Here is a 1,474-nt window from a genome sequence, read left to right on the forward strand (position 1 = left end):
CACCGGATCGGCCGGCATCACTTGGCCGGCATCACTTGGCCGATGTCACCTGACCGGAGTCACCTCGACCGCGCCGAAGCCGTGGGTGGCCTGCGCGCCGACCCCGACGATGGCCGCGAACCGCGTCAGCGCGCCGAAGACGTCGGCCGCGGACGCCGTCTTCAGCAGGCGCAGCTCGGCATCGCCCACGAACCCGACCTGCCGGATCTGCTCGGTGACCGAAACCTGTCGGCTCGCGCCGGACACGGCCTCCAGGAACACCGCGCCGACCAGCTCACGCGCGCCGTCGTCGCCGATCGCCAGGGCGGCCGGAGCGTGGGCGTTCCAGCGGGTGAGCAGCGAGCGCACGATCAGCACCGGTTCGGGTAGTGGCAGGTCCCGGCCGTTGCGGGAGAAGAACGTCGGCGTGAGCATCCGCAGCCGGACGCGCCGCGTCGGCCCGGCCGACGCCAGCCGCGCGAACGGCCACGGGTCCGCGTCGAACCCGGTGACCCGCTGCTCGCACGGCCCCGAAACGGACCGTCCGCGGTGGCCAGGCCTGCGGCAGGTCGCCGTCACCGAGCCAGCCCAGCCGCCAGACCGTTGTCGCGGGAGAGCTCGCGGAACCCATGGAGCCCGCGGGGCCTGCGGAATCCCTGAGGCCCACGGAACCCCCGGAGCCTGTGGATAGCACGCCCGGGCCGGGCGAGGGCATGATCGGGCCGACCGCGAACGGCTTGGTCTCCGCGTGATGGTCGGAGTCAGCGGTTTCGAAAAGCTGCGCGGCAGCGCCGAGTAACTGGCGTGGCGACGGCGGACGTGGCGGAGTTGTGAACCTCAGCGTCAGCGAAACCGGCATAATACCCGCCCCCCATACAGCCCACACAGACCCGTAATCCTGATGCCCAGAGTAGCCGCGTCCGTTCCAACCCCTGCCGGCACTTCGTCCCATCAGGGACTTCATCCCGGGAGATCGGCCGCTTCGTGGCTATCGGACGATCCAGTAGTCGGAGCGTTCTTCCACGGTGCGGGCGCCAATGACGTGGCGTTCACTGAAGGTCGTCTCGGTGGTCGGGTAGATCCGGATCTGGTCGGTGAGAGTGTCGATGCGGTCCCGCAGCTCCGCCTTCAGCTTCCGCAGCTCGTCGGTGGAGCGGACCTCGCACTCGAACACCGACAACTGCACCCGTGGGCCATAGCCGGACAGGAGTGTGGCGACGTCCTCACGACGATGGTCGCTGACGATGTCGTAGCAGACCAGTACGATCATCGGAGTCTCACGCCTACCCTGATCACTTCCATCGTAGCGGGACGTACGGCTCGCCCGGGTCGCGCAGGGCACGCGCGAGGGCCTTGGCCTGCAACGACAGGGCGACTCGGTAGGAGACTCGTCGTCCGCTGGGTTGGTGGGTGGTGAGGGTGAGCATCCGCTTCTCGTAGGCGGTGATGAACGCGTGGCGGGCGTCGGCGGCCATCCGGCAGCCCTGGTTCGGGT

General features: G+C 69.3%; 2 protein-coding genes and 1 pseudogene. All 3 read right to left on the reverse strand.

Annotation, left to right across the window (positions count from 1 at the left end; translation table 11 throughout):
- Positions 1–45: 45 nt before the first annotated feature.
- Entirely contained in the window at positions 46–558 is a 513-nt protein-coding gene (cas6, locus tag DD1DGNOD_RS04885; RefSeq protein ID WP_131765429.1) for a CRISPR system precrRNA processing endoribonuclease RAMP protein Cas6, read from the reverse strand.
- Between the two features lie 409 nt (positions 559–967).
- Positions 968–1,249, reverse strand: a complete 282-nt coding sequence (cas2, locus tag DD1DGNOD_RS04890; protein ID WP_131765430.1) for a CRISPR-associated endonuclease Cas2 — start codon at positions 1,247–1,249, stop codon at positions 968–970.
- A gap of 22 nt (positions 1,250–1,271) precedes the next feature.
- Positions 1,272–1,474, reverse strand: a pseudogene (locus tag DD1DGNOD_RS04895) (hypothetical protein); the annotation flags it as partial.

This window comes from Candidatus Protofrankia californiensis, assembly GCF_900634765.1.
GTDB lineage: Bacteria > Actinomycetota > Actinomycetes > Frankiales > Frankiaceae > Protofrankia > Protofrankia californiensis.